This window comes from Citrobacter sp. T1.2D-1, from assembly GCF_950098555.1.
GTDB classification, from domain to species: domain Bacteria; phylum Pseudomonadota; class Gammaproteobacteria; order Enterobacterales; family Enterobacteriaceae; genus Citrobacter_A; species Citrobacter_A telavivensis.
Genome location: NZ_CATNHH010000034.1, coordinates 108,521 through 132,335, shown reverse-complemented (window position 1 = coordinate 132,335; position 23,815 = coordinate 108,521). Strand labels below are relative to the sequence as shown.

General features: G+C 51.3%; 20 protein-coding genes and 1 pseudogene. 11 read left to right on the top strand and 10 right to left on the bottom strand.

The genetic code is table 11. The features are described 5' to 3' along the window. Nucleotides 1–44: 44 nt before the first annotated feature. On the bottom strand, nt 45–1,277 hold the full coding sequence (locus QQZ17_RS18755) for a sensor domain-containing diguanylate cyclase (RefSeq protein WP_152404482.1): 1,233 nt from the start codon (nt 1,275–1,277) through the stop codon (nt 45–47). A gap of 54 nt (nt 1,278–1,331) precedes the next feature. Then, nucleotides 1,332–3,446 carry a putative bifunctional diguanylate cyclase/phosphodiesterase gene (locus QQZ17_RS18750; protein ID WP_152404484.1) on the bottom strand — a complete coding sequence of 705 codons (2,115 nt, stop codon included), beginning with the start codon at nt 3,444–3,446 and terminating at the stop codon, nt 1,332–1,334. A gap of 433 nt (nt 3,447–3,879) precedes the next feature. On the opposite strand from QQZ17_RS18750, the gene QQZ17_RS18745 reads away from it, so the two are divergent. The 4 genes from QQZ17_RS18745 (at nt 3,880) to dbpA (ending at nt 7,947) form a co-directional block, all read left to right on the top strand. Beyond that, on the top strand, nt 3,880–5,013 hold the full coding sequence (locus QQZ17_RS18745; protein WP_152404486.1) for a methyl-accepting chemotaxis protein: 1,134 nt from the start codon (nt 3,880–3,882) through the stop codon (nt 5,011–5,013). An 89-nt stretch (nt 5,014–5,102) separates the two neighbouring features. Beyond that, nucleotides 5,103–6,086, top strand: coding sequence for a zinc transporter ZntB (gene zntB, locus QQZ17_RS18740; protein ID WP_152404488.1), 984 nt, complete (start codon nt 5,103–5,105; stop codon nt 6,084–6,086). Nucleotides 6,087–6,361: 275 nt separating this feature from the next. Then, nucleotides 6,362–6,544 (top strand): proline-rich small protein YnaL, encoded by a 183-nt coding sequence (gene ynaL, locus QQZ17_RS18735; RefSeq protein WP_152404490.1) that lies wholly within the window; start codon nt 6,362–6,364, stop codon nt 6,542–6,544. 29 nt (nt 6,545–6,573) lie between these two features. Beyond that, nucleotides 6,574–7,947 carry an ATP-dependent RNA helicase DbpA gene (dbpA, locus tag QQZ17_RS18730; protein WP_152404492.1) on the top strand — a complete coding sequence of 458 codons (1,374 nt, stop codon included), beginning with the start codon at nt 6,574–6,576 and terminating at the stop codon, nt 7,945–7,947. A gap of 44 nt (nt 7,948–7,991) precedes the next feature. On the opposite strand, the gene ttcA is transcribed toward dbpA, so the two are convergent. The 6 genes and pseudogenes from ttcA to nifJ all read right to left on the bottom strand — a co-directional run bounded on the left by ttcA (nt 7,992) and on the right by nifJ (nt 15,145). Further along, complete coding sequence (gene ttcA, locus QQZ17_RS18725) at nt 7,992–8,927, bottom strand: tRNA 2-thiocytidine(32) synthetase TtcA (protein ID WP_152404494.1); 936 nt, start codon at nt 8,925–8,927, stop codon at nt 7,992–7,994. 49 nt (nt 8,928–8,976) lie between these two features. Continuing rightward, nucleotides 8,977–9,188: pseudogene (locus tag QQZ17_RS18720) on the bottom strand (site-specific integrase); the annotation flags it as partial. Nucleotides 9,189–9,245: 57 nt separating this feature from the next. After that, complete coding sequence (gene uspF, locus QQZ17_RS18715; protein ID WP_042318856.1) at nt 9,246–9,680, bottom strand: universal stress protein UspF; 435 nt, start codon at nt 9,678–9,680, stop codon at nt 9,246–9,248. An 81-nt stretch (nt 9,681–9,761) separates the two neighbouring features. Then, nucleotides 9,762–9,974 (bottom strand): KTSC domain-containing protein, encoded by a 213-nt coding sequence (locus QQZ17_RS18710; protein WP_152404496.1) that lies wholly within the window; start codon nt 9,972–9,974, stop codon nt 9,762–9,764. A 155-nt stretch (nt 9,975–10,129) separates the two neighbouring features. Next, entirely contained in the window at nt 10,130–11,254 is a 1,125-nt protein-coding gene (gene ompC / locus QQZ17_RS18705) for a porin OmpC (protein WP_152404499.1), read from the bottom strand. A 366-nt stretch (nt 11,255–11,620) separates the two neighbouring features. Then, nucleotides 11,621–15,145: a pyruvate:ferredoxin (flavodoxin) oxidoreductase gene (gene nifJ, locus QQZ17_RS18700; protein WP_152404501.1), complete on the bottom strand. Its 3,525-nt coding sequence runs from the start codon at nt 15,143–15,145 to the stop codon at nt 11,621–11,623. A gap of 609 nt (nt 15,146–15,754) precedes the next feature. Here nifJ and QQZ17_RS18695 point away from each other — a divergent pair. Beyond that, complete coding sequence (locus QQZ17_RS18695; RefSeq protein WP_342395160.1) at nt 15,755–16,282, top strand: C40 family peptidase; 528 nt, start codon at nt 15,755–15,757, stop codon at nt 16,280–16,282. A gap of 156 nt (nt 16,283–16,438) precedes the next feature. Beyond that, complete coding sequence (locus tag QQZ17_RS18690) at nt 16,439–16,711, top strand: putative hemolysin (RefSeq protein WP_125368165.1); 273 nt, start codon at nt 16,439–16,441, stop codon at nt 16,709–16,711. A 7-nt stretch (nt 16,712–16,718) separates the two neighbouring features. Here QQZ17_RS18690 and hslJ read toward each other — a convergent pair whose 3' ends face one another. Together hslJ and QQZ17_RS18680 are read right to left on the bottom strand one after the other, a co-directional pair. Beyond that, nucleotides 16,719–17,141, bottom strand: a complete 423-nt coding sequence (gene hslJ / locus QQZ17_RS18685) for a heat shock protein HslJ (protein ID WP_152404503.1) — start codon at nt 17,139–17,141, stop codon at nt 16,719–16,721. A 111-nt stretch (nt 17,142–17,252) separates the two neighbouring features. Beyond that, nucleotides 17,253–18,242: a 2-hydroxyacid dehydrogenase gene (locus QQZ17_RS18680; RefSeq protein ID WP_152404505.1), complete on the bottom strand. Its 990-nt coding sequence runs from the start codon at nt 18,240–18,242 to the stop codon at nt 17,253–17,255. Nucleotides 18,243–18,753: 511 nt separating this feature from the next. On the opposite strand from QQZ17_RS18680, the gene QQZ17_RS18675 reads away from it, so the two are divergent. The 5 genes from QQZ17_RS18675 to QQZ17_RS18655 all read left to right on the top strand — a co-directional run bounded on the left by QQZ17_RS18675 (nt 18,754) and on the right by QQZ17_RS18655 (nt 23,731). Continuing rightward, complete coding sequence (locus tag QQZ17_RS18675; protein ID WP_152404507.1) at nt 18,754–19,563, top strand: DUF2971 domain-containing protein; 810 nt, start codon at nt 18,754–18,756, stop codon at nt 19,561–19,563. An 89-nt stretch (nt 19,564–19,652) separates the two neighbouring features. After that, entirely contained in the window at nt 19,653–20,249 is a 597-nt protein-coding gene (locus QQZ17_RS18670; protein ID WP_152404510.1) for a glutathione S-transferase family protein, read from the top strand. 323 nt (nt 20,250–20,572) lie between these two features. Beyond that, nucleotides 20,573–23,212: a YdbH family protein gene (locus QQZ17_RS18665; RefSeq protein WP_152404512.1), complete on the top strand. Its 2,640-nt coding sequence runs from the start codon at nt 20,573–20,575 to the stop codon at nt 23,210–23,212. After that, nucleotides 23,209–23,400 carry a YnbE family lipoprotein gene (locus QQZ17_RS18660; protein WP_152404514.1) on the top strand — a complete coding sequence of 64 codons (192 nt, stop codon included), beginning with the start codon at nt 23,209–23,211 and terminating at the stop codon, nt 23,398–23,400. Before QQZ17_RS18665 ends, QQZ17_RS18660 begins: the two co-directional genes overlap by 4 nt. Before the next feature lie 7 nt (nt 23,401–23,407). Next, complete coding sequence (locus tag QQZ17_RS18655) at nt 23,408–23,731, top strand: YdbL family protein (RefSeq protein WP_152406323.1); 324 nt, start codon at nt 23,408–23,410, stop codon at nt 23,729–23,731. Nucleotides 23,732–23,815: the final 84 nt, after the last annotated feature.

The window sequence follows — 23,815 nt, the reverse complement described above, 5'->3', positions numbered from 1 at the left end:
CCGGACACCCCGGCGACGGTGCGCGTCGTCGGGGGACACCGTTTTCAGGCTGCGAGCACCCGGTTTCGCCCATCGTTTTTGGCCCGGTAGAGTGCAGCATCCACCCGCTTAAACAGTTCATCGATACTTTCGTTAGGTTCGTGGTGGGCCACACCAATGCTCACGGTAAAGCGCGGCAGGCCGGGGAGGCCAATTTTCGCCACCGAGGCGCGAATGGATTCGGCTAGCTGCAGCGCGGTCTCCAGCGGGGTGCGCGGTAACAGCAGAATAAACTCTTCGCCGCCCCAGCGGAACACTAAATCACCGTTGCGCGCGCAGGATTCCAGGTTTCGCGCCAGCTCGCAGAGCACCTCATCCCCTTTCAGGTGACCATACAGGTCGTTAATGCTTTTAAACCGGTCGGTATCAATGAGCAGCAGGCTGTAATCCTGGGGCAGGGACAGATGCTGCATCTGTCCCTGTTCAGTCAGTTGATAGAACTGACGACGGTTGAGCAATCCGGTCAGCGCATCATGCAGGGCGGCGCGCTCCAGTTCTTGTTCGAGGCGTTTCTGCTCGGTGATGTCGTGAATGATGCACAGCATCAGTCTGTCGCCGTAGATTTCAATCGGCCCGGCATAGGTTTGCACATGGCGGGTTGTGCCATCGGCAATTTTATGGACAAAATTTAACGGTTTATGCCCGCCCGGAAGTCGCGCAATTTCATGCATAATCGGCAGAATCTGCCGACCCAACATATTGATTTCCCAAGTATGTTTCTGGCACATTGCCTCCAGGCTGTAGCCGTAGAAATTGAGCGCCGCCAGGTTGGCATCGACAATAAGTCCCTCTCTTGAGGGGTCAATCAACAGCATGGGGGCGGAGTTAGTGAGAAAAAATCGGGCGTAAAATCCCTGCTTTTTACGCTGATAGGTTGCAGACCGGCTGGCCTTCAACCCCTGCGCCGCCGGGGTATCAATGCCTTCGAAGAGAATCACTTCACCGGATCCCGGCAGGTCTTTTACCGACAACCGGCAGGTGAGCGCAGCCGGATTATTTTCACGCGGCACCGTCAGAATTTCGACAATATCCTGCTGGTTGCGAAGATCCGTAATATAGTTCGGTAAGATAGTCTGCGCGTGGGTGGAATACACCCCTTTGCGCAGTTGGCTGAAGGTGTATCCTTGCATCATCTCTCTGGCGATACGATTGGCAAAGAGTAATTCTTCGGTGCCTGGAGAGACGATCCAGACCGGAAGCGTTAATAAATCCAGTGCATTCAGGTTGTGTGCAATCATCAGTAATCCCGTTATTTTTTATTCATTATTTTGCGAACATGCGAGAATAGTTTTTTATAATGTAATAGAACGTTGTGGTGATAAACAGGAAACAACGTTTAGTTGTTCAATGAGATTATCCTTTTGTAATAGTGACGGTATTTGCTGTGCCGGTAAGGGATGGGCATATAAAAAGCCTTGCAGTACGCCACACCCCATCTGCGTCAGGAGTCGCTCTTGCTCAGGCGTTTCGATCCCTTCCGCGACGACGCGTAAATTCATAGAGTGGGCGATATCAATAATCGTCGAGACAATTTTGCTGTTCTTGTTGTTCTCATTGATATCTTTAATAAAGATACGATCGATCTTCAATTCCCGCGCCGGAAGTGATTTCAACATTAGCATATTTGAATATCCGCTTCCGAAATCATCAATTGAAACCGTGATCCCGGCAGTCGAAAAGCTATTCAGGATCTGCGTGCTGCGCTCAAGATTTTTTAGCACGGCACTTTCCGTTATTTCCAGCGTTAACCGGGACGGCAGGATCTGGTAACGGGCAAGCGCGCTACAGACGATATCGACGATATCATGCTGTTCAAACTGCGTCGCAGAGAGGTTAATCGCAAGCGACCAGTCGGTATGTCCTTGCTGGGTCCATTGACAGAGCTGCGAACAGGCCTGCTGAATCACCCATTTCCCGACCGAAAGCATGAGACCCGTATCTTCAAGCGTGGGGAGAAACGCGCCAGGCATCAGTAGCCCTTGTTCAGGATGCCGCCAGCGCAACAGCGCCTCAAACCCGGCCAGAGTGCGGTCACTGGCAGTATATTTTGGCTGATACCATAGCTCAAATTCATGACGCGCCAGCGCCTGTGACAGGTCCTGTAAAAAGGCTGGCGCGGTGGTAACAAGGGCTTCCATTTCCGGTTGGTAGATGGCCCAGCCGTCGCGACCCTGCTGCTTCACATGATACATGGCGACATCCGACTTCACGCGTAGCTCATGCGGGGTGGTACCGTGTTCGGGATAGAAGCTGAGCCCGGCGCTGAGTGAAACACGAATGACATGGCCTGAGAGAGAGAAAGGCATTCGCAGAGCGTTGGCAATACGGTCCATCCGAGTGGAGATAGCTTCGGTATTGTTCTCCGGCATCAATAAAATAAATTCGTCTCCCCCTAAGCGGGCAAGCGTCATGGTGTCATCAAGACAGGCGAGGATGCGCTGGCTACTGGCTACCAGTAATTGGTCGCCAATATGATGACCCCAGGTGTCATTGACGACTTTAAAACGGTCAAGATCGATAAAAGCAAGGGCAAACCGCCGCTGGTTGAGCGCCGAGTCTTCCATACAGGCCAGTAAACAGGTGTCGATTTGTGCGCGGTTGGGCAGCCCTGTCAAGGCATCGAAATGACTTTGCTGGGTCAGTTTCTCGCTGAGATGGGAGAGGTTTTCTGCCAGTTGCGACGCCCGCACCTGCGAGTCAAGCATGGAGATCACCAGCATCACGCCTAGCGTGACCAGCGTGATACCCGCGACGCAGATGGCGAGTTCAACCTGACTGAGTCCCGCGTGGAGTGTGTGGCTATGATGACTGAACGTGGCCGCGCTCATACCGGTGTAGTGCATGGCGGAGATCGCCAGCGCGAAAATTAGTGACGCCGCCAACCGGTTAAGCAACGTCTGGCGCGTATCCTGCTGCTGTGAAAAAGCCAGTCGCAGGCCGAGACCGGAAGCCATGACGGCGATGATAACGGACAGGGCTACCAGCCCCCGATTCCAGATGATGGCACCTTGTCCGACGACTGCGGCCATCCCAACATAATGCATGGCGACCATTCCCATGCTCAGAACCACGGTTGCGACCAGCAGTCTGATGCGTGAGAGCGGTGTGCCGGGAATCACAATGTGAATTGCAAACGACGCCGCGAGCAGGGCAATAGCAAAGGAGAGAAGGGTCAACGGCAGATGATAGTTAAGGGGCATGCTCATTTTCATCGCCAGCATTGCGATGAAATGCATAGACCAGATCCCCATACCGAGCGTAATACCCCCCGATAAGCGCCAGAATATCGATTCTCGCCGCGCAGAAATAGCCACTTTACCCGCGCTATCGAGGGAGACAAATGCAGCAATGAAGGCAACAAGAAACGAGATGCCGATTAATACCGGATCCCATGATACGTGCAACATCTTGCTTTCCATCGAGAGTCTGTCGTGCAGTTAAATTTAGCAGGGATTCATCCTTTCGCATGAGAAAAAAATGACAAATCCCGAAATTTTCGCCTTCTTCATTAGCGTTCTGCGGTGAAAAGCGGCAAAAGCGCGAAGGTGCTTATTTAAACGTTATGAAATCTAATCAGTTAAGCTGTGGTTAATGCGCGTTACATAGAGTGTCGTGCCACTTAACTGTTCAGGAGTAGAATCTCATGAGCCTGGAGGGGAAAGTCGTCGTTTCCATGATTAACATGAAGCATAAGGTAAATTTATCTTCCATTATCCCGCTTTAAGGTAAATTTAATTAATCTCAACGTGAAGATGAGATACAGAGCTAAACGAGAAGAATATATGCTTTTCTGATGCTATATAAATATGACCTGCCATATTAACCTCTAACAGGTTTAAAATGTTAAAACACATTAGCGTCAGAACATTTATTCTCGTATTTCTGCTATTTGTTTTTTTCATGATTAATGTTGTGCAAATAATGTACTCGGTGAGATTTCCGGTATTCATTGCAATGAACGTCATTTTTCTGCTGGCGTTACTGTCATTATGGTGCTACATGACAATATATCTTGTCACCCCCATCAATACGGTGAAAAGAAGTATTGAGGCGGTGACCGCGGGAAATCTCGCCGTTCATATTCCTGAATTTGGTAATAACTGTGCCGGGAGACTCATTCCGGGCATCAACAGTTTATCCGGCAGCATCGCGACGCTGGTGCGGGAGATCCGACTTTCTTCGAAAACAGCGCTGTTGTTGTCAGAGCAGTTGGCTGCCCGCAGCGCTGAATTATCGGTAAAAACAGAACAGCAGTCCGCCTCATTAATCCAGACCGCCGCCAGTATGGAACAAATGGCAGCCAGTACCCGCAACAACGCTGACCACACGCGACTCGCCAACCAACAGGCCGACAGCGCGATGCAATGCGCGTACAAGGGCAGCGAATTAATGGTTCAGGTCGCCAGTAATATGCATTCGATTACGGCGTGTGCGCAGCAAATGACAGAAATAATCACCCTGATTGATGATATTGCGTTCCAGACCAATATTCTGGCGCTGAATGCCGCTGTAGAAGCCGCGCGTGCAGGAGAGCACGGAAAAGGATTTTCCGTCGTGGCGACGGAGGTTCGAAATCTGGCGCACAGAAGTGCAGAGGCCGCGAAAAATATTCGGGGGCTCATCGATGTGACTCATCAAAATGTGCAGCAAGGCGCAACGATTGTGGGCGAAACAGAAAAAAATATGCAGGAAATTGTTCAGGGTGCAGGGCAATTAAGCCAGTTGATGAGTGAAATATCGGCCACCACGACTGAACAGGAAAAAGGGATTAATCAGATAACCCTGGCGATGAACGAACTGGAAAAAGTGACGCAAAGTAACACCCTGATGGTGGACGAATTATCAGGATCGTCAGATGTTCTGAAATCTCAGGTTGTCGATCTCCAGTCAAAAACACATCAATTCCGTTTAAGTGATTCGGCAGAAGAGATATCCCCCCCGGTGCACAAGCGCTATGCTCGCGGGTTTTCATGAGCCATTTCAGCACAATGGGAGAATGAGTGGTTGCTTAACATACGTCGACGGCTAGACTAACCAGAAAAGCGCGAGGTATGGGAGGCGAAATGGAAGCCATCAAAGGGTCTGAAGTCAGTGTGCCGGATGCGGTGTTTGCCTGGTTGCTGGACGGCAAAGGCGGCGTAAAACCGCTGGAAGATGATGATGTGATCAGCAGCGAACATCCATGCTGGCTGCACCTGAACTACACGCATCCGGACAGCGCGCAATGGCTGGCAACGACGCCGTTATTGCCGAATAACGTCCGTGACGCGTTGGCCGGTGAAAGTCTTCGTCCGCGCGTTAGCCGCCTGGGGGAAGGGACGCTCATTACGCTGCGCTGTATTAATGGCAGCACCGATGAACGTCCCGACCAACTGGTCGCAATGCGTCTGTATATGGATGAACGGCTGATCGTCTCAACGCGACAGCGTAAAGTGCTGGCGCTTGACGATGTGGTCAGCGATCTCCAGGAAGGCACCGGGCCTGCCGACTGTGGCGGCTGGTTGGTTGACGTATGCGATGCGCTGACGGATCACGCCAGCGAATTTATCGAAGAGTTGCACGATAAAATCATCGATCTCGAAGACAATCTGCTCGATCAACAAATCCCGCCGCGCGGATTCCTCGCACTGTTGCGAAAACAGCTGATCGTCATGCGCCGCTATATGGCTCCACAGCGCGATGTGTACTCGCGCCTGGCCAGCGAGCGTCTGCCGTGGATGACGGACGATCAGCGACGCCGGATGCAGGACATTGCCGACCGACTGGGAAGAGGGCTGGATGAAATTGATGCCTGTATCGCCCGTACCGGCGTTATGGCGGATGAGATTGCTCAGGTGATGCAGGAGTCTCTGGCAAGACGCACGTATACCATGTCATTGATGGCGATGGTTTTCCTTCCCAGCACGTTTCTGACCGGACTGTTCGGCGTCAATCTCGGCGGCATACCTGGCGGAGGGTGGCAATTTGGTTTTTCACTCTTTTGCATTCTGTTAGTGGTTCTGATTGGTGGTGTTACTTTATGGTTGCATCGTAGTAAATGGTTGTAAAAACGGGTGTTTTAAGAGATTTCTACACCTAAAAACGGCTTTAAGATTGAGCGAAGTCAATAAATGCGACGCCTGTTAGGGGCAATATCACTCTTGCAGGTGAATGCAACGTCAAGCGATGGGCGTTGCGCTCCATATTGTCTTACTTCCTTTTTTGAATTACTGCATAGCACAATTGATTCGTACGACGCCGACTTAAATAAGTCGGCTTTTTTTTGTCTGCCTGTTTTCAGCTACTACCCTAAAAGGGAGTCAATGACAGACCGGAGGCAACGATGTTACCTGTGTTAACCCTGCACGATCGGGCGATTCATTTCTCTGATTCCGTGCCAACCGACCCCATACCCATCCCTGAGCCGATTCCTCGTCCGCAGCCGATGCCGGATCCGCCACCGGATGAAGAACCGATTAAAATGTCGCATCACAGGCGCAGATCTGCGAGGATACGCGCCTGCTGACTGTGAGTCGTTTACCGTGAGATTAAATTGTGACTGCTTTTGCTACCCTGAATGTGTTACCCGCCGCCCAGCTTGAGAATCTGAACGAGCTGGGGTATCTGTCCATGACACCCGTCCAGGCGGCGGCGTTGCCGGCGATCCTTGCCGGGCAGGATGTCCGGGTGCAGGCGAAAACCGGCAGCGGTAAGACGGCAGCATTTGGTCTCGGGCTGTTACAGCATATTGATGTCACCCTGTTTCAGACGCAGTCGCTGGTCCTGTGCCCGACGCGCGAACTGGCGGATCAGGTCGCGGGCGAACTGCGTCGTCTGGCGCGTTTCTTACCGAATACTAAAATCCTGACGCTTTGTGGTGGACAACCTTTCGGTGCACAGCGCGATTCTCTTCAACATGCGCCGCATATCATTGTCGCCACGCCCGGTCGCTTACTCGACCATCTGCAAAAGGGCACCGTTTCGCTGGACGCGCTGACCACTCTGGTGATGGACGAAGCTGACCGGATGCTGGATATGGGATTCAGTGAGGCGATAGACGAGGTGATCCGCTTCGCGCCCGCATCACGTCAGACGCTGCTGTTTTCGGCGACCTGGCCGGAAGCGATCGCGGCCATCAGCGGTCGCGTGCAGCGAAATCCGCTCTCTATCGAAATTGATTCGGTGGATGCGCTTCCCGCCATCGAACAGCAGTTCTTTGAAACGTCCACGCACGGTAAAATTCCGCTGCTGCAAACGTTGCTTAGCCAGCATCAGCCAGCTTCCTGCGTGGTGTTCTGTAATACCAAAAAAGATTGCCAGGCGGTGTGCGATGCGCTGAATGAGGCCGGACAAAGTGCGCTTGCACTGCACGGCGATCTGGAACAGCGCGACCGCGATCAGACGCTGGTGCGCTTTGCCAATGGCAGTGCGCGGGTGCTGGTGGCGACTGACGTTGCGGCGCGCGGACTCGATATCAAATCGCTGGAGTTGGTGGTGAATTTCGAACTGGCGTGGGATCCGGAAGTCCATGTTCACCGCATTGGACGTACCGCGCGCGCCGGGAACAGCGGTCTGGCTATCAGCTTTTGCGCACCGGAAGAGGCGCAGCGGGCGAATATTCTCTCTGAAATGCTACAGATAACCCTTAACTGGGTCTCCGCTACGGCTCAACGCACGGTAACGCCGCTGGTTGCTGAAATGGCGACGTTGTGTATCGACGGCGGTAAGAAGGCCAAAATGCGTCCGGGTGATGTGCTGGGCGCGTTAACCGGCGATATTGGTCTGGATGGCGCGGATATTGGCAAGATTACCGTTCATCCGGCGCATGTTTATGTGGCGGTCCGTCAGTCGGTGGCGCATAAGGCGTGGAAACAACTGCAGAATGGGAAGATCAAAGGCAAAACCTGTCGGGTTCGCCTGCTGAAATAAACGCTTGTTGGGCCGGAGACAAAACGTGTCCGGCCCGCTTCACATTACTTCACTTCAACAACGTTCAGACGCAGCTCGTCAAGCTGATTGTCGTCTTCTTCCGGTTGCCAGCCTGCGGGCTGAAGCGGGATCTCTTCACGATCAAACGCCAGATCGCCGCCATCGACAACATCAGAACCGTGCTTAATGCCTTTGAAATCGAACAGGTTAATGTCGCTCAGGTGTGAAGGAACCACGTTCTGCATGGCGCTGAACATGGTCTCAATACGGCCAGGATAGCGTTTATCCCAGTCGCGCAGCATATCGGCAATCACCTGACGTTGCAGGTTTGGCTGCGAACCGCACAGATTACAAGGGATGATCGGGAAGCCTTTGGCTTCGGCAAAGCGTTCAATATCCTTTTCACGGCAGTAGGCCAGCGGGCGGATCACGATATGTTTACCATCATCGCTCATCAGCTTCGGCGGCATGCCTTTCATTTTCCCGCCGTAGAACATATTCAGGAACAGGGTTTGCAGAATGTCGTCGCGATGGTGGCCCAGGGCGATTTTGGTGGCACCCAGTTCCGTCGCCGTGCGATAGAGAATGCCACGGCGCAGGCGTGAACAAAGAGAGCAGGTGGTTTTGCCTTCCGGGATCTTATCTTTCACGATCCCATACGTATTCTCTTCAACAATCTTGTACTCAACGCCAAGTTGTTCAAGATATTCAGGCAGAATGTGCTCGGGGAAACCGGGTTGTTTCTGGTCCAGGTTAACGGCGATCAGAGAAAAGCTAATAGGGGCGCTTTGCTGCAAATTGCGCAAAATTTCCAGCATGGTGTAGCTGTCTTTACCGCCGGACAGGCAGACCATGATGCGGTCGCCATCTTCAATCATATTGAAATCGGCAATCGCTTCGCCCACGTTACGACGCAGACGTTTTTGCAATTTATTCAGGTTGTACTGTTCTTTCTTAGTAATATCTTGATTTTGCGACATTTAATCTTTACTCAAATATCAAACGGGGCACCAGTGGGACAAAAGCGCTTTACATCGCCAGCGTCGAGTTTAGCATCGCTATCTGCTCACTCTTCATTTCTTCAATCCCGGTAGCATTGATTTCATACACCAGCTGCGCATTTTTGTGCCCCACCTGATGGCAACAAAAGACGGGTTTGCGCCTGCGGGCAATAATCCGCATGCGAAAGTGTGCCGTGTATGGTACGGATTGCGGCGACGAATGCCAGCACGTTTTACAGCTTAAACGTTCTGAAGGACGGGAACAAAAAGCCCGCAGCGATGTGCGGGCTGAAAATGTTAGCGTACGACCAGTACGGAACACTCTGCATGGCGTACCACAGCAGCGGCGTTCGACCCTAACAGATATGTTGTAATGTCCGGGCGGTGCGAAGCAATAATCACCATATCAACCGCCAGTTTTTTCGCCATTTCAAGAATCTTGTCTTTTGGCGAGCCTTCAGCGATATGGATCTGTACTCTGTCCGACGGGATAGTGAACTTCTTGATAATCTCTTCCAGTTGAGATTTCGCTTCGGCTTTCAGATCGTCCATGGCAGGCAACTCCGCAGAGTAGGCCAGGCCCAGTGCAGAATAGTAAGGCAGAGACGGGATGACGGTCAGGAAATGAACCTGTGCATCGTCAATTTTCGCCTCGGCTTCGACATGATTAATCACACGTTGAGTTAATTCTGAGTCTGAAATATCGATGGGTACAAGAATTGTTCTGTTCATTAAACCTCCTGTTTGAGTATCCATATAAAGTGTAACGTCTTATCGCAGATTCAGTACAATGATAATGATCACATTTCAGCATTATTTGTTTTTAGTTTCTGGATACTTACCCTTAATAACGCCGTCATAAAATCGGCCTTTTGAGACCACAGAAAGAAAATTTTGGTATATATGCGCAGGGACTCCGCGATATTGCAGAACACCAGACTGGTAGAAACGAATTTCCAGCGTAGACGATTTCTCGTCATAGCCGACGGATGCGATTCGTGATGATTTTACGGGTTGATGGTTCATGGCGGCATCCTCGACGGCAGGTCATACAATGAATATATCATCTAACTGAAGGGGATTTTAGTCTACAAGATATCGCGTTTTGTTATAGGTAAAGCGGATAGGTTCTAACCGGGTGAAAGTGATAACAGCCCGCCGTTACCCGCGGGCTGAGGGGCTTAGAACTGGTAGACCATACCGAGTGCGACGACATCATCGGTATTAATATTGTTACGAGAATAGAAGCTGTCGTCGTTATCCAGCAGGTTGATTTTATAATCAACGTAGGTGGACATGTTCTTGTTAAAGTAGTAAGTCGCGCCAATATCCGCGTATTTCACCAGATCTTTGCTGTTGTCATTGCCCTGACCGGTCAGATCTTTACCTTTTGACATCAGGAAGGAAACCGCTGGACGCAGCCCGAAGTCGAACTGGTATTGTGCCGTCACTTCTACGTTCTGGGTTTTGTTTGCTACGCCGTCATCACCATACGGGGTCATGTTACGGGTTTCAGAATACATAGTGGCCAGATAAATGTTGTTGGCGTCATATTTCAGACCCGCAGTCCAGGCATCCGCCTTATCGCCACCCGCGACGCGACCGCCGGTATTGACCTGCTCGTTGGTACGATCGGAAGTGGTGTAGGCTGCACCGAAGCTAACCCCCATCCCGACGTCATAGGTAGACGAGATACCGAAACCGTCGCCGTTAGCGTTCTGGACGGTGCGATCGCCACCATTACCGGTGCCTTCCTGTTCATTGGTTTTCTGATTTTCGTTGGCACCCTGATACTGCAGGGCGACGTTCAGGCCATTAACCAGACCGAAGAAATCAGTATTACGCCAGGTTGCAACACCGTTAGCACGACCCGTCATAAAGTTGTCAGACCGGGTATAGGAGTCGCCACCAAATTCAGGCAGCATATCGGTCCAGCCTTCCACGTCGTACATGACGCCGTAGTTACGACCGTAGTCAAATGAACCGTAATCGCCAAATTTCAGACCAGCAAAGCCAAGACGGGTAAAGCTGTTGCCGTGATCGCTTTCGGTGGTGTTAGCGTTAACCTGATATTCCCACTGGCCGTAACCGGTCAGTTGGTCGTTAATCTGCGTTTCACCTTTGAAACCCATACGGACATAAGTTTGATCGCCATCACTGTTGGCATCATCAGAGAAATAATGCAGGCCATCAACTTTGCCATACAGATCTAATTTGTTGCCGTCCTTATTATAAACTTCAGCGGCATGCGCGGCGCCTGCGGCTAACAGGGCAGGGATAACAAGGGCCAGTACTTTTCTTTTCATCGAAATTATCCTTTAGTTTTATTATTTACCTGTAACTCCCTCTGTTGGGGAGTAAAAAAATACTAAAGGAGAAGTTCCGCAAAGAGATAAACATCAATCGTTACGTCTTAAGTTAAACCTTAAATAAATAATTCTGTAGAAATGATAATAATTGGTATGAATATAATTGCATGAAAGATATAAAATTTAAATTATACAAAATAAAGACGATGCGATATTCTTCGGCTGTTATATGCCTTTATTGTCACGTACTGCTTTTTTGTTGGTCCATTGCGAAACGTACTGATTTACCGACAAAGAAATTGACAAGCCCGAACAGATGTTCGGGCTTTTTTTTGCGTTCAGTCAGCGATTCCAGCAACCGGGTCAGTCGGTACTGGTCTTCTCGGCTTTACCTGCCAATTGCGCCAGGAAGTCATAGCGTTTTTGCAGATCCGCCGCGGCGTCTTTCCATAACTGCTCGGCCACGTCCGGTTGCTGCGCATTCAGGCGACGGAAACGCTGCTCGTTGAGCAATGTCTCCGCCAGCGCATCTGACGGTGGACGAGAGTCCAGCGCCAGCGGCAATTTGCCTTCATCCGCGCGGCGTGGGTCAAAGCGGTAGAGCGGCCAGAAGCCGGTCGCCGTCAACTGACGCATCTGATCGTGACTCAGCGCGAGGTCATAGCCGTGTTCTTCACACGGGCTGTAGGCGATGATCAACGACGGCCCAGGATACGCTTCCGCTTCCTGAATGGCCTTCACGGTCTGGTTGAGTTGTGCACCGAGCGAAATCTGCGCCACATAGACATGACCGTACATCATCATGCTGACGCCCAGATCTTTACGCGCCTTACGCTTACCGTGCTCGCCAAATTTCGTCACGGCACCGAGCGGCGTGGCTTTTGAGGCCTGACCGCCCGTGTTGGAGTAGCATTGCGTATCCAGCACCAGAATATTGACGTTTTCAGTCAGGCTCAGCACATGATCCAGCCCGCCGAAGCCAATATCGTAGGCCCAGCCGTCACCACCAATCAGCCAGATGGATTTTTCAACCAGCGCGTCGGCATCGGTGAGCAGTTCACTTGCGCCATCGACATCCTTCAGATGCTGACGCAGCGCGGCAACCTGCTCGCGACGCACTTCAGGCGTCGCTTCCGCATGCAGTGCATCGTTCAGTTCGGCCGGGATCCGATCGGCAAACTGTTCAAGCAGGCGCAGAACGCGTACCCGATGCTGATCGACCGTCAGCCGGAAGCCCAGACCGAATTCCGCGTTATCCTCAAACAGCGAGTTTGCCCACGCCGGGCCGCGACCATGGATATCGGTGGTGTAAGGTGTGGAAGGCAGGTTACCGCCGTAAATAGACGAACAACCGGTGGCGTTGGCGATCAGCATTCTGTCACCGTAGAGCTGGGTCAGTAGCTTGATATACGGCGTTTCGCCACAGCCGGAACAGGCACCGGAATACTCAAACAGCGGCGTAATCAGCTGCGACGTACGGATATCGATGCGCTCAAGTTTACTGCGGTCAATTTCCGGCAGACTGAGGAAGAAGTCATAATTCACTTTCTCTTCTTCTACGTGTTCAAGGCGGGACATCATATTGATGGCCTTGATTTCCGGATCCTGACGGTCCTTCGCCGGACAGACTTCCACGCACAGATTACAACCGGTGCAGTCTTCCGGCGCGACCTGCAGAACGTATTTTTGCCCGCGCATATCCCGTGATTTCACATCCAGCGAATGCAGGCTGGCAGGGGCGTTTTCCATCGCTTCCGGCGAGACCACTTTGGCACGAATTGCCGAGTGCGGGCAGGCAGCAACGCAGTGGTTACACTGGGTACACAGTTCTTCTTTCCAGATGGGGATCTCTTCGGCGATGTTGCGTTTTTCCCAGCGCGTAGTGCCCATCGGCCACGTGCCGTCAGGCGGTAACGCCGAAACGGGAAGGGCGTCGCCGAGGCCCGCGAGCATGGCTGCGGTGACCGTTTTTACAAAGTCAGGTGCGGCGTCAGATACCACCGGAGGACGGTTGGCGCTGTGCGGATCAACCGCCTGCAGCGGCACCTCAGCAACGGATTCTCGCGCCAGCGCCAGTGCCTGCCAGTTGCGTTCTACCAGGTCCTGACCTTTACTGCTATAGCTTTTGGCAATCGCGCCCTGAAGCTCAACCAGCGCGCTGTCACCCGGCAGGATTTGTGTCAGATGGAAAAACGCCATCTGCATGACGGTGTTAATACGCGCCGCCAGTCCACATTCACGGGCGATTTTCACCGCATTAATGACGTAAAAACGCGCTTTCTTCTGGTTCAGTACCGCCTGTACTTCCTGCGGCAACCGTGACCAGACCTCATCGGCGGGATATGGCGTATTCAGCAGGAAAATACCACCGGGCTTCAGACGCTCAGCCATCTGGTACTTGTCGATAAACTGCAACTGATGGCAGCCGACAAAATCGGCCTGAGAGATCAGGTAAGCGGAACGGATCGGCTGTTCACTCACGCGCAGGTGAGAAACCGTCAGACCGCCGGCCTTTTTGGAGTCGTAAACGAAGTAACCCTGGGCATACCACGGCGTCGAATTACCGATGATCTTGATGTTGTTTTTGGTTGCCGAAACACTGCCGTCGCTGCCGAGGCCGTAAAACAGCGCTTCCAGTTTGGCCGTCGCCGGCAGGGTGTTATCAGGCAGCGGCAGCGACAGGTTAGTCACATCATCGTAGATACCAACGGTAAAGCGCGGTTTGGGTTTGGCGTGGCTCAATTCATTAAAGACCGACAGCACGCAGTCCGGACCAAACTCTTTTGACGAAAGGCCATAGCGGCCGCCAATCACGCGCGGCAACGTTTCGCGTTCGCCGCAGTTGAAGGCTTCCGCCAGCGCGGTCATCACGTCGAGATACAGCGGCTCGGCCTGGGCACCCGGTTCTTTGGTTCGATCGAGCACGGCAACCGCGCGAACGGATTCAGGCAAAGCCCGCAGCAGATGTTTAGCCGAGAAGGGGCGGAACAGACGGACTTTCAGCACCCCGACTTTCTCGCCGCGCGTCAGCAGTTCGTCGACCACCTCTTCGCTGGTGCCGATGGCGGAGCCCATCAGAATGATGACCCGTTCGGCCTGCGGATAACCGTAGTATTCGAACGGCTGATACTGACGACCAGTTGCCGCGGCGAAGTCATTCATTGCCTGTTCGACGTGGTCATATACCGCGTCATACCACGGGTTGGTTGCCTCTCGGGACTGGAAGTAGGTGTCCGGATTCGCTGAGGTGCCGCGGATCACCGGGTGTTCCGGATTGAGCGCCCGCGCACGGTGCGCCTCAATTTCAGCCTGTGGCATCAGGCCGCGAATGGTGTCATCCGCGAGCGGGATGATTTTGTTGATTTCATGCGATGTGCGGAAACCATCAAAGAAATGAATAAAGGGAACCCGACTCTTCAGGGTGGCGATTTGCGAGATCAGCGCAAAGTCCTGCGCTTCCTGTACGCTCGCCGCGCACAGCATGGCGCAGCCGGTCTGGCGGACGGCCATGACGTCAGAATGATCGCCAAAAATAGACAGCGCGTGGGTTGCCACAGTACGCGCGGCGACATGCAGTACAAAGGGGGTTAACTGTCCCGCCAGTTTGTACAGCGTGGGGATCATCAGCAGTAACCCCTGTGAAGAGGTAAAGGAGGTAGCTAGCGCGCCGGTTTGCAGCGCACCGTGAACGGTAGCAATAGCACCGCCTTCCGACTGCATTTCGACGACACGCGGCGTATCCCCCCAGACATTTTTTAGCCCGTTGCCTGCCCAGGCATCTGCCTGTTCAGCCATCGTTGAACTGGGCGTAATGGGGTAGATGGCGATAACTTCACTGGTACGAAACGCCACCGAAGCGACTGCACCATTACCGTCAATTGTTTGCATATGACACCCTTACATTGCGCAAAAAAAGAGGGACGCAGGAAACAACTTAGCGCCCTGATAGTTATTCCTTAAGTATAGGGCTTTCCTGTATTCCCTTGAAGTTGTGCTGCTTTCGAGTGCACAAATTGACACAAGGATCGCAAAAATAGCGACCGTTTTATTACGTACCAACAAAGACTGGGTTGTATATTTAATTGTGTATTTTTGTTGCTAATTGGTTATTGGTTGCGGGAGATGAGCGAAATTTTTCTTACTCTCCGCGATAATTTTATCGCTGGAATAACAATAAAAAATACTTTGTCCAAAAATGGATTGGGATTCTCTTTGAGGATTTCCTTAATGAATTTATTATCTTCGCTGTCGTCATCACGATGTAAATTTCTTAATAAGGTTTTTTAAGTTCGGTATCCGGTAGCCCACGTCTATACTGGGCGCTGTTCAGAACAAGAGAGCCTGAAAATCTTCAGGTCACTGAATGTCGATAATCTCTATTTAATCGCGAATACGCGTTATAACAACAATGACTCTTTTATCTATCCCTATAGATAACTCTTTTTCGTGCGCAAAAAGTCTGGATGTGTCCATGTATTTAATTGTTTTGATTAGGTTATGTTTCGAATATTATTGCTCGCTTTACTTATTTCCGTCTCGTCGTCGTCATTTGCCATGGTGAAAAGCCAGGTTAAAAACATAGGTTTCAATACCGTATCTCATCTGACTTATTCTGAAGGGTACTTTTCGCAAGCACCTGTTCCGAATAAGAAAGCGCAACTTAAGCGTCGCATTATGAGTGAATTTGCCGCGTGGAGAGGAACCGATTACCAATGGGGGGGAGATAGCCGCAGAGGAATTGATTGTTCCGCATTCACGCGCAGAATCATCGCGTCGGTGATCAACAGACGTTTACCGCGAACGGCGCTGGAACAAAGTCATACCGGTCATCCTGTCAGCCAGCGTGAACTCAAAGTCGGCGATCTGGTGTTCTTTAAAACGGAGCCGAACGTGCATCATGTTGGCGTCTATATCGGCAATGACTCCTTTATTCATGCGTCCAGTTCGCAGGGTGTGACGCTGTCACATTTGTCGAATCAGTACTGGCAGGCGCATTATTTGACCGCGCGTCGGGTAAGCGCATAACGGCAGAACAGGTCAGTAGGATCAAAAACCGCGTGAAAAAGCGCAATAAAATGCGGCGAGGCCGCATAAATGCGCGTTTTGGCTCTCGACGCGACGGATTCGGATGCCTATTATTAGTGCGGCTTGTTTACGCTTACAGAATATGAGGGGAGTCAAATGCGCGCAGCGTTTTGGGTAGGATGTGCCGCGTTATTATTGTCGGCTTGCAGCAGTGACAATGAACCTGTTCAGCAGGCGACAGCAGCGCACGTCGCACCGGGTTTAAAAGCGGCGATGACCAGTTCCGGTGAGGCCAATTGCGCCATGATTGGCGGTTCACTTTCCGTTGCTCGTCAGTTGGATGGATCGGCAATCGGCATGTGCGCGCTTCCCAACGGCAAACGTTGCAGCGAACAATCCCTCGCCGCGGGAAGCTGTGGTAGCTACTAAGCTTCCATTACTGCACTAAATCGGCAAGTTTATAGCTTAACGAATGCTCCGCGGTGGCCAGGGTGAGCTGGTTCGCGGTCAGGTCGACCTGTGCGCCTTGTTTCAGCATCGTGCTGAGGGTGTTATCCAGCTCGCTGAGCTGGGGATCGGCGCACATCATACGGGTCATCGCCATCTCTTTTACCTTCAATGCGCCGTCAGAGAGTGATGCCTGACCGTTGAAGCGATTGCACATATTGCCGGAAATCGTCATCTTTTCGCCAAAGCTCAGCTCAAGCGGATGGCCCGTTGCACCGATCGGTTTACCGTCCACACTCTCCAGAACAAAGCGATGATGCTGCAATTGCTCGCGGCTAACCGACACTTTTCCATTACTGACACAACCTGCTATCAGCAGGCTCAGCGCAACCAGCGCTATGACCTTCTTCATGTTAGTTCTCTGCATTAAAACCGTATTTACCACCGACAGCATACCGATCTTATTGCCAGTGGCTTTGGGGAAATTCTGAAATGCCCTCCTGAAAACAGGAGGGCGACGGGATCAGAACAGGGCGTTAGGACTGGTTTCTCCGTTCGCTAACTGCCGCAAATTCTGTAACGTAGTCTCAGAAATGCTGGTCAGCGCTTCCGCGGTCAGGAAGGCCTGATGCCCGGTGAACAGCACGTTATGACAGGCGGACAAGCGACGGAAAACATCATCCTGGATAACGTCATTCGACTTATCTTCGAAGAACAGATCGCGTTCGTTTTCGTAAACATCCATCCCCAGGGAACCAATTTTCTGATTTTTCAGCGCCTCAATCGCAGCCTGAGAATCGATCAGCGCACCGCGACTGGTGTTGATGACCATCACGCCGTTTTTCATCTGATCAAACGCTGCATGGTTCAGCAGGTGATAGTTTTCCGGTGTTAACGGGCAGTGTAGCGAAATCACATCGGATTCGGCGAACAGCGTCGGCAGGTCAACATATTCCACGCCGAGTTCAAGCGCAGCGGCGCTGGGATAGGGATCAAACGCCAGCAGACGCATGCCAAAACCTTTCAGAATACGCAGGGCGGCGATGCCAATCTTCCCGGTACCAATTACGCCCGCTGTTTTTCCGTGCATAGTGAAACCCGTTAACCCTTCCAGAGAGAAGTTGGCATCGCGGGTACGCTGGTAAGCGCGGTGAATACGGCGGTTGAGGGTCATCATCATGCCCACCGCGTGTTCCGCGACGGCTTCAGGAGAATAGGCCGGGACGCGAACGACCTGCAGACCAAGCTCTTTTGCCGCATCCAGATCGACGTTATTGAAACCCGCACAGCGCAGCGCAATATACTTAACGCCATGATTTTTCAGCTCTTCGAGTACCGGGCGACTGCCATCATCGTTCACGAAGATACAAACGGCTTCACAACCATGTGCGGTTTTTGCCGTTTTCTCCGTCAACAGAAAATCAAAGAATTCAAGCTCAAAGCCAAAAGCCTCGTTAACCTGTTGCAGGTACTTCTTGTCGTACTGTTTTGTACTGTAGACGGCGAGTTTCATAAGACTTTCTCCAGTGATATTGAATCACAGTTATCTAATTCAAATTATTCTACAAAATATAAAATATCATTGAAAGTGATACGTATAATGAATAATTCTAGAGCATCTATCGGTTATGCATCCATCATACTAAATTTTAACAACTTTCTTAAGCATATGACTTCTGTGGCGCATCCTGGGGGCATAGCGGTTGACATGCGGTCATTCAGCACATCGACCTGATTCCTCTCTCAGCGCCACCTTGTGTCGGCCTCATCGGCCCTCTGTGTCAGCTATATGAGGACACGCTTTGGGAAAACCAACCGCATGGGTCAGTGAACATAAGAGGCTCTGTCATACTAAATCGCTTCGGTATTGTCTGGATTGGTATGCTAATTCACCGTTTGAAATTTTCAGTTTGCTTTAAAAATAGATAAATGTTCGGTTTGACAAACTTCATGTTTTTTATTCAATCATCCATGTTACCATTAATGATAATGGATATTTACATCGTTTATGTTAAGAGGCAGAAATGGATGATTTGATCTATCACTATACTTCTGAAAATACCTTTAAAAGCATGATGCAATCAAAAAGTATCTGGCTTACAGACTTGAGAAAGATGAATGATGACACTGAATATATTTTGGGCTTTAAAATCATAAGTGAATATATTAGAGAATTCTTTCCCATCTTGAGTGAAGAGGTTGCTAAGCTATCCCCAGAAAATATGGGCGATGATTTTATGATTCTTATTTCTTCGTTTTCTTTATCGGGAGACTCTCTCGGTATGTGGAGGGGATATGGTGACTTTGGCAGTGGGATCTCGTTTGGCGTAGAACATGCTGATATGTCTATGATTAATTTAGTAAACAGATACGTTGAGAAAGGAGGGCCTGTTTTCGGTAAGGTGATGTTTTTCGGGGTTATTTATAATGAAGATAATTTTAAAGAATGTTTGCGTAGTTATTTAGAGCATATAAGCAATCAGTATAGTAAAAATGATAAAGTGCATCAGTCAGTGGCTATTGGCAAACTTAAAACAGTCGTTGTAAGACTTTCTTCGCTATATAAGCATCATAGTTATTATGATGAACAAGAATTCAGAGGTCTTATTGAGGTTATGGGGAAAAACGATCCATATAAAATCTTAGAAAGAAGTACCTCCTTTGGTGAGGCTAAATATTATAAAATGGATCTTGCTGTTGGCGATTATATGCCAGTCAAAAAAGTAGTGCTTGGACCTAAGAATAAGACCACAAAAAATGACATGAAGGAGTATCTGAAATCCATTAATATCAATGGTGTCGATGTGATCAAGTCAGAAATCCCATTCAGGTAGTGAGCAACGGTTCGACCAGGTCTTCAGAACAGTGAGTTGCACGAGTGATTCTTTGTCGAAACTGATTTTGAAAACAAAGGAGTGTTACCTTGAACATCTATATTTACCCTAAAAGCAGATCGCTCAGAGTGCTCTGGACCCTTGAAGAAATTGGCGCAACGTATGAATCTATAAAAGTCGATCTCCTGAGTCCTGCTTCCGGAGTCAAATCACCGCATCCTTATAGAAAAGTCCCCTTTTTGACGGACGGAAACGTCTCTCTTAGCGAGACAATGGCAATATGTATTTACATCTGTGAGCAACATCCCGGAACATCTCTGTATCCCGAAAATTCGGCAGAAAAAGCGGCTGTTAATTCATGGATTAGCTTTGCCCTGACCGATCTGGAATCACCTGTCTGGAATTTACTGAAACAGAGAGTGTTAACGCCGGAAAATCTGCGCTCTACAGATTTAATGAACTACTTCGGAAATGAAGCAAGCAAAGTTCTCACCCAAATTCAATTTAATCCAGATTACGCATGGATTGCGGGAGACAACTTTACCCTGGCCGATATTTTTATATCTCATACGTTGCTATGGGCAAAAGCCTGTGGTTTAGAAATAGACAGGGAGGTAGACAGTTACATACTCAGAGCGATGAGCCGGCCTGCATTGCTGAGGGCACAGGAAAGGAATAATCGTTAAAGACTGCATTTGCCTAATCATACGGACCCCGAGACCGTCGGTTCAGGCGATTTCCGCTATCCCCTCTGGCCTCTGATTTTTACACCGCCGGGGCTTGGGGCAGGATTGAAGGCCATAGTTTGCTCGCTATTGCTCAATATCAGGCTTTAGATTTATCTGATAACCCACTGTAATTTATCTGACTTTCTGATTTTTAAGAGGGTGAAAAATTGTGTATGTCATCCCGGAGCATCTATTCTTAATCTGGGCATGTTTCACTAAACATGACACAATAACAGCCTAATTCGGCTTAATTTTTCGCTAAATCAGGATATTAACTGCCCATGAAGGGTAAATATAAAGCCGTTCTGGCGCTTCTGTTACTCGTGATCCTCGTGCCGCTGACGTTGGTGATGACGCTGGGGCTGTGGGTTCCCACGCTTGCGGGCATCTGGCTGCCGGTCGGAACGCGCATTGCGCTGGATGATAGCCCCCGATTCACGCGCCACGGTTTACATATTCCTGAGCTCCGCTATCTGGTTGATGATTGCCAGTTAGCCCGCATCAGCCAGGCCCGGTTGTCACATCCCAGTCGCTGGCAGTTGAACATTGGCACGCTTGAACTCGACTCCGCCTGTCTGGCAAAACTGCCGCAGGCGGAACAATCTCCCGCCGCGCCGCGTACGCTTGCCCAATGGCAGGCCATGCTGCCCAATACCTGGATAACTATCGACAACGTCATTCTTTCACCCTGGCAGGTGTGGCAGGGCAAACTGAACGTCTCGCTGAGCGCTTCGGTTCAGCAACTTCGTTATCAGGGCGACAAAGTGAAATTTCAAGGTCAACTGCGCGGTCAGACACTGACGGTAAGTGAGCTTGATGTCATGGCATTTGAAGGACAACCGCCGGTCAAACTGGTCGGTGAATTCACGATGCCGCTGGTGCCGGATGGACTGCCGGTGAGCGGGCACACCGTCGCTACGCTCAGTCTGCCGCAGGAGCCGTCGTTGGTCGATGCGGAACTGGAATGGCGTGAGAATGCCGGACAGTTGATCGTGATGGCGCGGGATAATGCCGATCCGCTGCTCGATCTGCCGTGGGAACTCACGCGCCAGCAGTTAACCATCAGCGACGGGCGCTGGTCGTGGCCTTATCAGGGCTTCCCCCTCAGCGGGCGTCTGGGCGTGAAGGTGGACAACTGGCAGGAAGGCATCGAGAAAGCAGCAATCAGTGGACGATTGAATGTGCTGACCCAGGGGGACGCGGGGAAAGGCAACGCGGTGCTTTCATTTGGGCCAGGAAAACTGAGCATGGACAACAGCGCGATGCCGCTGCAACTGACCGGTGAAGCCAAGCAGGATGATTTGGTTTTCTATGCCAGACTACCTGCCCAGTTGACCGGCAGCCTGACCGACCCGGAACTGGCGTTTGGTCCTGGCGCGCTGCTGCGTTCGCGCGGGCGGGTCATCGACTCGCTGGATATTGACGAAATCCGCTGGCCGCTGGCGGGCGTGAAGGTGACACAGCGCGGGGTGGATGGACGATTGCAGGCGATTCTGCGCGCTCATGAGAATCAGATGGGGGATTTTGTCCTGCACCTGGACGGTCTGGCGAATGATTTTCTGCCCGATGCAGGGCGCTGGCAGTGGCGCTACTGGGGCGAGGGAAGTTTTACCCCGATGCACGCTAAATGGGATGTGGCAGGCAAGGGCGAGTGGCATGACGACACGATCACGCTGACCGATTTGTCTACGGGATTTGACCAGCTTCAGTACGGCACCATGAAGGTTGAAACGCCCCGTCTGATCATGGATAAACCGGTTGAATGGGTGCGTGATGCGGCGCACCCTCGATTTAGCGGGGCGCTTTCGTTCGATGCTGGGGAAACCCATTTCTCCGGTGGTAGCGTCTTACCCCCCTCAACCCTTAAGTTCAGCGTGGAAGGGCGCGATCCGACATTTTTCCTGTTCAAAGGCGATTTACATGCCGGCGCGATCGGCCCCGTGAGGCTCAACGGTCGTTGGGATGGCCTGCGTTTACGCGGTCAGGCCTGGTGGCCAAAACAGTCGCTGGAGGTGTTCCAGCCGCTGGTGCCGCCGGAGTGGAAAATGAAACTACGCGAAGGTGAGCTGTATGCCCAGGTGGCGTTTTCAGCTGCAGCGGAACAGGGATTCGAGGCCGGCGGTCACGGCGTCTTAAAAGGCGGCAGCGCATGGATGCCGGATAACCAAATCAACGGCGTCGATTTCGTGCTGCCGTTCCGCTTTAGTGCGGGCGCGTGGCAACTGGGGACGCGCGGACCGGTTTCGCTGCGAATTGCTGAAGTGGTCAATCAGGTGACGGCCACGAATATCACCGCCGATCTGGAAGGGGCCTATCCGTGGAGTGAAGCGGATCCGCTGTTGCTCACGGATGTGAGTGTGGATGTATTGGGCGGCAAGGTTTCCATGCAACAACTGCGTATGCCGCAGCACGATCCGGCGCTGGTGCGGGTGCAAAACATCTCTTCAAGCGAACTTATCAGCGCGGTTAATCCGAAACAGTTTGCGATGTCCGGGCCGGTGAGCGGGGCGCTCCCTCTGTGGTTGAACAATGAAAAATGGATTATCAAAGACGGCTGGTTAACCAATCCCGGTCCGATGACGCTGCGTATCGATAAAGACACCGCAGATGCGGTGGTGAAAGATAACATGGCGGCAGGGGCGGCTATTAACTGGTTGCGATACATGGAGATTGCCCATTCATGGACCAAAATCAATTTAGACAATTTGGGGGTATTGACGATGCAGGCGCAGATCACCGGCAACAGCCGGGTGGATGGCAAGGTCGGCACGGTGAATCTCAACTATACCCATGAAGAGAATGTCTTTACGCTGTGGCGCAGTCTGCGCTTTGGCGACAATCTACAGGCATGGCTTGAACAAAACGCGGCGCTGCCGGAAAAAAACTGTCCGCAAGGCAAGGAATGTGAGGAACCCCAATGAAAACAATGATAGCCATGCTGGCGCTTCTTCCGCTGTGGTTAGTGACGGGCTGTACGCCGCGCATTGAAGTCGCGGCGCCAAAAGAGCCCATCACTATCAATATGAACGTCAAAATTGAGCATGAGATCCATATCAAAGTGGATAAGGACGTTGAAAGCCTGCTCAAATCCCGCAGCGACTTGTTCTGAGGTCATGATGAAAAGAACCTTAATCCTGGCGACGCTCATTCTGAGTTTGCTGAGTGGGAGCGCCCTGGCGCTGACGCTAAATGAGGCCAGAACCGAGGGCCGGGTCGGTGAGACGTACAGTGGCTATCTGGTGGCGCTGAAACAAGACGCGCAAACGCAGGCGCTGGTCAGGGATATCAATAAAGCGCGCAGCGTAAGTTATCAGCAGCTCGCGGAAAGCCATAATCTACCCGTTGATGAAGTGGCGAAAATGGCCGGACAGAAACTGGTTGAGCGTGCGAAACCAGGAGAATATGTCCAGGGCATTAACGGCAAGTGGTTACGTAAGTAATTCGTCGTATCTGCGATCTGCGGCTTTCCGTTTTGCTGGGTTGGGCGTAATAATTTGCAGGGTAAGTTTCTATACTCTCTTTTC

What these genes read in the sequence shown, in the direction of transcription:
- QQZ17_RS18680 (WP_152404505.1), bottom strand. Translation starts at nt 18,242, where the DNA reads ATGAAACTCGCCGTCTACAGTACAAAACAGTACGACAAGAAGTACCTG.
- QQZ17_RS18745 (WP_152404486.1), top strand. Translation starts at nt 3,880, where the DNA reads ATGTTAAAACACATTAGCGTCAGAACATTTATTCTCGTATTTCTGCTA.
- zntB (WP_152404488.1), top strand. Translation starts at nt 5,103, where the DNA reads ATGGAAGCCATCAAAGGGTCTGAAGTCAGTGTGCCGGATGCGGTGTTT.
- QQZ17_RS18660 (WP_152404514.1), top strand. Translation starts at nt 23,209, where the DNA reads ATGAAAACAATGATAGCCATGCTGGCGCTTCTTCCGCTGTGGTTAGTG.
- QQZ17_RS18655 (WP_152406323.1), top strand. Translation starts at nt 23,408, where the DNA reads ATGAAAAGAACCTTAATCCTGGCGACGCTCATTCTGAGTTTGCTGAGT.
- QQZ17_RS18750 (WP_152404484.1), bottom strand. Translation starts at nt 3,446, where the DNA reads ATGTTGCACGTATCATGGGATCCGGTATTAATCGGCATCTCGTTTCTT.
- QQZ17_RS18665 (WP_152404512.1), top strand. Translation starts at nt 20,573, where the DNA reads ATGAAGGGTAAATATAAAGCCGTTCTGGCGCTTCTGTTACTCGTGATC.
- nifJ (WP_152404501.1), bottom strand. Translation starts at nt 15,145, where the DNA reads ATGCAAACAATTGACGGTAATGGTGCAGTCGCTTCGGTGGCGTTTCGT.
- ompC (WP_152404499.1), bottom strand. Translation starts at nt 11,254, where the DNA reads ATGAAAAGAAAAGTACTGGCCCTTGTTATCCCTGCCCTGTTAGCCGCA.
- ttcA (WP_152404494.1), bottom strand. Translation starts at nt 8,927, where the DNA reads ATGTCGCAAAATCAAGATATTACTAAGAAAGAACAGTACAACCTGAAT.
- hslJ (WP_152404503.1), bottom strand. Translation starts at nt 17,141, where the DNA reads ATGAAGAAGGTCATAGCGCTGGTTGCGCTGAGCCTGCTGATAGCAGGT.
- QQZ17_RS18695 (WP_342395160.1), top strand. Translation starts at nt 15,755, where the DNA reads ATGTTTCGAATATTATTGCTCGCTTTACTTATTTCCGTCTCGTCGTCG.
- QQZ17_RS18710 (WP_152404496.1), bottom strand. Translation starts at nt 9,974, where the DNA reads ATGAACCATCAACCCGTAAAATCATCACGAATCGCATCCGTCGGCTAT.
- QQZ17_RS18675 (WP_152404507.1), top strand. Translation starts at nt 18,754, where the DNA reads ATGGATGATTTGATCTATCACTATACTTCTGAAAATACCTTTAAAAGC.
- QQZ17_RS18690 (WP_125368165.1), top strand. Translation starts at nt 16,439, where the DNA reads ATGCGCGCAGCGTTTTGGGTAGGATGTGCCGCGTTATTATTGTCGGCT.
- ynaL (WP_152404490.1), top strand. Translation starts at nt 6,362, where the DNA reads ATGTTACCTGTGTTAACCCTGCACGATCGGGCGATTCATTTCTCTGAT.
- QQZ17_RS18755 (WP_152404482.1), bottom strand. Translation starts at nt 1,277, where the DNA reads ATGATTGCACACAACCTGAATGCACTGGATTTATTAACGCTTCCGGTC.
- uspF (WP_042318856.1), bottom strand. Translation starts at nt 9,680, where the DNA reads ATGAACAGAACAATTCTTGTACCCATCGATATTTCAGACTCAGAATTA.